This window comes from Streptacidiphilus neutrinimicus (assembly GCF_000787815.1).
GTDB lineage: Bacteria > Actinomycetota > Actinomycetes > Streptomycetales > Streptomycetaceae > Streptacidiphilus > Streptacidiphilus neutrinimicus.
The window spans coordinates 100,188-107,706 of record NZ_BBPO01000018.1; the positions used below are offsets into that span (position 1 = coordinate 100,188).

Genomic DNA, 7,519 nt, shown 5'->3' on the forward strand with positions numbered 1-7,519 from the left:
AGGCTCCGTCATTGCCCGTCGGGTCGTGGATTACTGAACGCACCCGTCCGCCACTGCTCACACCTTGACCTCCGGCACCGCCTTGAGCTTCCGCAGGAACAAGCCGTCCAGGATCACCCACTCGCTGACCCAGTCCACGACGTCCACCGTGCGACCGTCCAGCGACGGAGTTGCCTGGGGATCCTCCATGGGAGCCAGCAGCCACAGCCCGTGCGGGGCGTCCGCGGGGCGTCGGGCGACACCTTGGAGCCGCACCAGCAGGTCCCGCCCACCCGCGTCCCAGTAGCGGGCCACCAGGGCCGTCTCGTGGGCCAACAGGACGGTGCGTGGACCGGCCTCCTCCGCGATCGAGACCACTCGCTCGGTGACCCGTTCGGCAGCGAGGCGGGTGTACGACGCCAGGGCGGCGCCGACGGCACCCGAGCCGGCGAACTGGGCATCCGCCTTGAGCAGCGCCTGCCAGCGGATGCCCTGCTCGGTGGTCAACTCCTGCAAGGCGGCCAGGAACAGCTCGTCCAGCCGGACCGGGACGAGCTCGAAGCGGCGCACCAGTTCCGTCGCAATGCCCGGCAGTTCGGCCGCCTTGAGAGTGAGGGCGACGAATCCGCCGCGGCGCCGTGCCGTGTCAAGTCGGCCCGCCAGCAGCTCCCGTGGGTCCTGTCCTCGCGCGAACTGGCTCTGCGCGGCCGTGATCAGAGCCCCTGTGCTCGTCAGGGCGGACGCCGACGCGCCGAGCCGGCTGTCGGCGGACTCCCGTTCCCGAGGCAGGAAGAGCCTGCGCTGCGGGCTGTAGACCACGGGGAACTCGGCCTCGGCGAGAGCTTCCTCCAGCTCGACGTAGGTGGTGTCGTCCAGGACCGTCAGACCTGGGAAACGGGAGCGGACGCGAGCAAGCAGATCCGCAGCCGAAGCGCCGGCCCCGACGCGCACCGCAGCGGGCGCTTGGGAGATCCTGAGAGCCCGGGCGAGGCTCAGCTGCAACGGGTAGAGCTCCAGGCGCGGTGAGACGCCGACTTCGCCCGCCATTGCGGCCGCGAGCTCCACCAGGCGGGTGTCTGCCATGGGTGCCCCCTCGGGCGCCCTCACAGCCCGGAGCTCCCTAAGGATGGTGGCCCTTCCGGGGAGCGGGTCACGGGCAGACACGGCCTGGGCCACGGCCCCCAGCTCTGCCGCGTAGTCGGCCAGCTCGGCAGGAGTCGGCTCATCCGCACCAGGCTGGTCCTCCAGAGCAAGCACCACGCGGCCCGCGCGGCGCAGCACGGCCAGCCGGGCAGGCCCCTCCGCGAGACCGCCCTCGTCCCCGGGCTGCTGCTCGGCCGACCCCTCCTCTTCGCTGCGCTTTCGTGCCTCCGTCTCGGCGGCGGCGCGCACCACGGCGAGAGCGCGGTGCTGCACGTCGTCACGATCGGCCTCACCCGCACCGTGCCTGACCCGCAGCTCGGCCGCCAGCTCCTCGGCGGTCATCACCCGGCCGTGCTCAGCCAGCACGGAGACAAGTTCGTCCCGGATGCGACGAAGCCAGGACTGGCCCGCCCACTGCTCCAGAGCCGCCCGCTGATGCTGCGACACGGTCGGCTGACTTATCCCAAGCGCCTTGGCGATACGCGGCTGGGCCGGCCAGATCTCCAGTGGCACCGCGCCATGCAGCTGAAGTGTGGTGCGAACGATGTCCGGCCGCGGCTTGCTCCGGCGATTGCCCTCGGCCGGATCAAGCCTGGCAGCGAGAGTCTCGATCGACTCCAGCCCCTCCTCGGGAGCATCGGCCGACAGCGCCGCGGAGGGATGCGCCGCTTGACGCTTCCTCAGTTCATGGCTCCACTGCCGGTGCCGGCGGTTCAGCTCCTTCCGGATCACGTTCCCCGCGCCCCTGGCGCGCGAGATGGTGTGCGGTGGCACGTCGAGCAGGGCGCCGACCGTGGACGCCCCGAGGCCGGCCGCGACCGACACCGCGCGGGGCGACAGCCCGGCCGCCCCAAGCGGAGTGGCCAGGGTCGCTGCCGCCGCGGCCTGCTCGCGGGCCTCCTCGATGTCCTCCGCGGTCAAGCCGACCGTCGCGGGCGTGGTGGCCGGCCGCGCGGAATCCGCCGCGTGGAAGACCTGCCGCCAAGCCTCCTTCAGCTGACGCAAGCTGTCGTAGCGCTGCTGTGCGTCCCGATGCAGCGCCCGTTCGAAGAAGCGCGTCAGGCCCTCGCTCAGGGCCGGGTCGAACAGCTCACGCGCGACATACAGCTCGGCGTCGCGCACCGTGCGGGGGTCACCCTGCCCGTCACCCCAGACCGGACGCTCGCCCGAGGCCATCTCGTGCAGGGTCACCGCGGCGGCGTACCACTCGGCGTGGTCGTCGTAACGGGCCCGGCTGCTGTCACCGAGAAAGGGGTCGAGGTAACCGCGAGTCCCGGCCTCGATGTTGTCGTCGCTCGCCTCGGCCAGGGAGAAGTCGAAGAGCATCAGCTGCCACGAACCGTCACTGCGCTTGAACAAGCCGAGGTTGTCCGGCTTGATATCGCGGTGCCGCACCCCGTGGGCGGCCAGACTGTCGAGCGCCTCGAAAAGGTTGGTGCCGAAGGTCTCAAGCTGGTCGTATCCAAGGGCGCCCTCGCCTCGCAGCCGCGACCCCAGGCTGACCGGCTCGCGGTCGTTCAGCGAGCGGAACCCTCCGGCGTACTCGATGTCCAGCACCGTGTGACCAGAGTGCTCACGCGGTCCTTCGAGCAGCTTGACGATCTTTCCGCCGCCCACCTGGTGGAGGGCCTTCGCCTCTGCATAGAGGTGAGCGTCCTTGTCCCGATCGAGAGACACCTTGATCACACGCAGTGAGTCGGCCTCGGGCACTCCAGCTTCCGAGACCTGGTGCACCAGCAGTGCACGAGAGGTCGCGCCGGTGCCCAGCACCCTGGACACGGTCCACGTGGCGTCCAGCGGCTGGCCCGGCTGGACCGTCAGTGGGTCGGCGACGGCGGCAGCCACCGACTCGGCGGGCACGGCATCGGCCTCGGCCGCGTCGAGCAGTCGCAGGAACTCGTCCACCGAGGTGAGCCGGTCGCGGACGTCTGCCGCCGTGGCCCGGAACACCACGTCGTCGAGGGCGGCGGAGATGCCGTCGGCTACGGCGAACGGATGCAGACCTCCCTCCGCGGCCAAGCGGTCGACCAGGGCGCTTCGCCGTTCGGCAGGTGAACGCCCTGTGAGCAGCAGGTAGCTCAGGCTGCCCACACCGAAGACGTCCAGGTCGACAGGGTCGGCGAACTCGCGGCTGGTTTCCGGGGCGAGATAGACCTGCGCGACATCGGCGATCAACCCGGAGTCCAGCGGGGTGTCCCCCAAGGACCGGTGCAGGGAGGTCTCGAAGTCCCGCGCTGCGGTCTGCCAGTCAGCGATGTGCAGGACAGGAGAGCTGCCGTCCTCCTTCGCGCTCACATAGACAGAGCGTGCCGACAGCGCTCGATGGTAGAGCGAGCGGTTGTGCGCATAGCGCACCGCCTCGGCGAGCTGGCGCACCAAGGTGAGCCGGACCGTCGGAGTAAGACGTCCGCCGTAGGCGTCGAGATAGGCGTCGAGGCGAAGGTCGGAGGCGCGATGCCGGAAGAGAATCGCGGAGCTCCCCTGGTGGGGGGCGATCTGGACCGCCTGCACGATGCCACGATGATTGATCCCTTGCAGGACCTGGTACTCGCGCTCGGCGGCGCGCTTCACCTTGAGCTGCTGCTCCGGGCTCGGCGCCTCGCCCGCGAGGTAGATGCGCACCCGGCCGGTCTCCTGCACCAGGCCGTCGTCGCGAACCGCGAGCCGGTCCTCCCAGCCGGGGCCTGCGTCCAGGGCGCGCGGCTCCAGGCTCCAGCCCTCCCCGAAGCGCAAGTGGTCCGTGGAGCGGCTGATCCCGATGTGGTTGATCAGCTCTTCGAGCAGCTGGCTCTGCTGAGGCGTGACACGCCAGCTCTCCCGCTCCGGCGGCAGGCCCAGCAGGTCGTCCCAGATCTTCGGCAGGCCGGTGGCGGTGTCGTTCCTACCGAAGACGGACGCACGCTGGAACTCGTCGAGCTCGCTCACGAGTCCGGTGTCATGGAGGAAGACAGCGGGCTTGATGAAGGGAATGCGCTTGGGGTCCACCCCAGTGGACCGGGCGGCCCGCTCCAGCTGCCCCTTGAGCTCCTTGGCCTTGAGATCGGTGAGATACAGCGGATTCTTCAGAGTACGTACCCGGTCGGAGTGGAACTGCCAGGTGTCTCCGTGGTTCGACACCCTGCCGGGGTGTCCCTTGAGCTCCAGCAGGTACACGCCACCGGGCACGGCGATCAGGAGATCGCACTCGTTGACGCGGCCCATGGCACCGGTGAACTGGAAGGTCGCCCAGGCACGGTAGGGCTCGGTCTGCGGCATCAGCTGCCGAAGGTGGTCCAGCCCCTCCTGCTCCCAGCGGTAACCGGATCGGCGCGGCTGGAACCAGCGCTCGCGGCGTGGCCGAGGTGCGGGCTTCGGAGGGTTCGCTCCCGCCGCCGGGTTCACTGGGAGTCCCCAGCAGTTCCGACCCGGTCACCCAGCGAGAAACTCATCCGTGGCCCGACCACCGACACCGCACCCTTCCGCTCTTCGCTCTGCCCGCTCTGCTGAGGCCCAAGCTTGGCAGACCACACCGACAGAGGCGCCCGGAGGCTGCTCCGGGACTCTTCTGGCCGCTCAGGTGATCTTCTTGAAGTCCGTGCGAATGGTCACCGGCACCCCGACGACCAAGATCTCGACCGGCTCACCGTGCGCCGGACCGCTGATGCTCAGCCATCTGGTCGGCCTCTGCACCGACCGGTACGCCTTCGGTACGCCAGCCGACAATTAGGACGACCCGAGAAGGGCCAAGAAAGGCAAAAAGCCCAGTTCACAGCGCGTGAGCTGGGCCTTCGTCGAGTGGGGCGCGTGGGGCTCGAACCCACAACCTACGGATTAAAAGTCCGCAGCTCTGCCAATTGAGCTAGCGCCCCGGGGCCACGTGCGGCCCGGCCGGCGGGGACCGGCCAGGCGTAGCCTACCTGGTACTGCGAGTCCGCCGTACGGAACCGGGCGGGGGCGGTTCGGTGTGGTGCAGGACATGAGGCTGATACGGCAGATCAAGCACAAGCGGATCGTCTTCGGGGCTGCCGCGGCAGTCGCCGCGATCGTGCTGATCAACGTGGGGGTGTCGTTCTCGGACGCGTTCGACCGGACGGACGCAGGGGAGGTCGCGGTGGTCCGCAACGGCGGGCCGTTCGACGACCGGAACATCCGGCAGGTGATCCAGCCGGCCTCCGGGCTGAGCTGGATCGGCTGGTACTCCGAGAGCCACAAGTACCCCGCGCAACAGCGGTTCTACACGATCACGGCCGACCCGAAGCGGGGTGACCGGCCCGGCGTCGACGTGGTGTCCACGCCCTCCTCCGACGGCGTGCAGATGGGCATCGAGGGCACGCTCTACTTCTCGCTCAACCTGGACGACAGGACCCTGCGCGACTTCGACAACAAGTTCGGCACCCGCACCTTCAACTCGGTCGACGGCCACGCGTACCACGCCTACGACGGCGACGCCGGCTGGTCCGCCTTCCTGGACGAGATCGTCCGGCCGGTGATCGACAACGATCTGCGCCGGCAGATCGGCAACTTCCGCTGCGCGGAGCTGGTCTCGTCCTGCGCCCTGGTGCAGAACAACGGCAGCGCCACGGCTTCGGGTAGCAGCACGGCCGCGACGAGCAACTCCAACATCGCGGCGGTCCAGAACGCGATCAACACCTCCCTCACCCAGGACCTGCAGACCACGCTCGGCGACAAGTTCCTGGTCGACCTGCACTTCGACCTGGTCCGGGTGACGCTGCCGGACAACGTCCAGGCCGCGGTCGACCGGGCGCAGGCCGCGTTCGCGGCCGTGTCGGAGGCCCAGGCCAAGGTCGCGCAGGCGAAGGCGGACGCGCAGGCGAACGAGATCCGGCAGCAGGGCTACTCGGCCTGCCCGGCCTGCGCCACGATCGACGAGATGAAGGCCATCCCGCCGACCGTCACCACCTTCGCTCCCGGCTCCGGCTTCGCGGTCACGCAGCCCGGAGGCAAGTAGCCGCCGTCCTGCCGCCAGCGGGCTCACAGGAACGCCCGGCGGACCCGTCCCAGCCACGCCTCGACCGGTCGCTCGTCGGGCGTGGACGGGAGCGCGCCCGGCTGGTCGAAGGCGGCCTCCGCCTCGACCAGCCGGGCCTCGGCCTCGGCCGGGCGCTGCGCCAGGCGCTCACCGTGCGCGCGCAGGCGCTCCGGATCGTCCACCCGCACTCGCAGCTCGCCGCTGCGGTGCAGGTGGACGCCCTGCTCCAGCAGCCGCAGCAGATGGCGGGCGTGCTTGGCCAGCCGCGCGGGCGGCGCGTCACCCCGGCCGTCCTTGGCGACCAGCTTGCGGAACTGCTGGGTGGCGTAGCCGAGATACGCGTTCCGGACGGCGCGCTCGCTCAGGAACGACCGCCGGACGGCCATGAGCTCCTCGCCCAGCGGCGTGCGCACCAGGTAGCAGTCGTCCGGCAGCCACACCAGCTCCGAGGCGGTCGGATTGGCACCCAAGGCCAGGCGGCACCACTTCGCCGCCTCGTGCAGGGTGCGGTCGGGCGCGGTACTCACCACCGACTCCCCCGGCCGGTGCAGCCCGAAGAGCTGCTCCGTCGGCACGGCGAACAGGCCCAGCCGGTCCACGTCGGAACCGGCGTGGGCCAGGCCGTAGGCGGTCGAGCCGACGACGCCTTCGAGCAGGACGGTGCTCCGGGGGTTAGCTTGGGCGTTCATCCGGCGAGTGTCGTGGCCACGCGGCTTCGCGGGCCACCGGTTTATGCCGGAGAAAAAAGCCATTGCATGCGGCGCGGACGTCTGCCTACTGTGATCGCACACTGAAAGGAGGTGATCCTGAGTTGAGTACTACCAGGACGCGTGAGGTGGCTGCGCGCTAGCGCTGCCCCGTCCGTGACGGGTAGCTCCCAGAACGGACACTCCAACACTGGCGCGCAAGCGCAAACCAAAGCAGTCACCCGGCCCGCAGGCTCATCGGATCGTCCCCGATGCCCCGGCCCCTGGACGCAGGGACCGAGGAACCAGCCTGCGGGCCGCTTTGCGTTTCCGGGCCGGGGCCGTTGCCGTCCCCGCGCTTGTTCCGGCCGGAATCAGCTGCCACAGGCCGAAACGGCCGACAGGCCGCCCCCGGAAACGGGGACGGCCTGTCGGCTCGGTCGGACCGCGTCAGCGGTCCGCGAAATGGTCAGTTCTTCCAGCGCGGCTTGCGCTCGGCGGAACCGGCGCCGGAACCGCCGCGGTAGCCGGCCGGGCCACGGTCGTCACGGCGCTGGAAGCCGCCGCGGTCGTCACGACGGTCGTCACGGCGGAAGTTGCCGGAGGCCGGACGGTGGTCGTCGCGGCGCGCACCGAAGGACGGACGGCGGTCGCGGTCACGGTCGCCGAAGGAACGGCTGCCGCCGAAGGACGGGCGGTCGTCACGGCGCTGGAAGCCACCACGGTCATCGCGACGGTCGTC

4 protein-coding genes, 1 tRNA gene and 1 pseudogene are annotated in these 7,519 nt (G+C 70.2%); 2 read left to right on the plus strand and 4 right to left on the minus strand.

Annotated elements, in window-relative coordinates:
* Positions 1 to 57: 57 nt before the first annotated feature.
* Complete coding sequence (gene pglW, locus TR48_RS14575) at positions 58 to 4,503, minus strand: BREX system serine/threonine kinase PglW (RefSeq protein ID WP_042366892.1); 4,446 nt, start codon at positions 4,501 to 4,503, stop codon at positions 58 to 60.
* A 184-nt stretch (positions 4,504 to 4,687) separates the two neighbouring features.
* Here pglW and TR48_RS43235 point away from each other — a divergent pair, with 184 nt between their 5' ends.
* The gene (locus tag TR48_RS43235; RefSeq protein ID WP_161789831.1) at positions 4,688 to 4,828 is read left to right on the plus strand and encodes a hypothetical protein; all 141 of its coding nucleotides are present in this window, start codon (positions 4,688 to 4,690) and stop codon (positions 4,826 to 4,828) included.
* Between the two features lie 69 nt (positions 4,829 to 4,897).
* Here TR48_RS43235 and TR48_RS14580 read toward each other — a convergent pair.
* Positions 4,898 to 4,970: transfer RNA gene (locus TR48_RS14580), tRNA-Lys, on the minus strand.
* Between the two features lie 107 nt (positions 4,971 to 5,077).
* Between TR48_RS14580 and TR48_RS14585 the strand changes: the two genes are divergently transcribed.
* Positions 5,078 to 6,070, plus strand: coding sequence for an SPFH domain-containing protein (locus tag TR48_RS14585; protein ID WP_042366964.1), 993 nt, complete (start codon positions 5,078 to 5,080; stop codon positions 6,068 to 6,070).
* Positions 6,071 to 6,093: 23 nt separating this feature from the next.
* Here the strand turns inward: TR48_RS14585 and TR48_RS14590 are convergent, their stop codons facing one another.
* Positions 6,094 to 6,780 carry a nucleotidyltransferase domain-containing protein gene (locus tag TR48_RS14590; RefSeq protein ID WP_042366905.1) on the minus strand — a complete coding sequence of 229 codons (687 nt, stop codon included), beginning with the start codon at positions 6,778 to 6,780 and terminating at the stop codon, positions 6,094 to 6,096.
* A gap of 466 nt (positions 6,781 to 7,246) precedes the next feature.
* Positions 7,247 to 7,519: pseudogene (locus TR48_RS14595) on the minus strand (DEAD/DEAH box helicase); the annotation flags it as partial.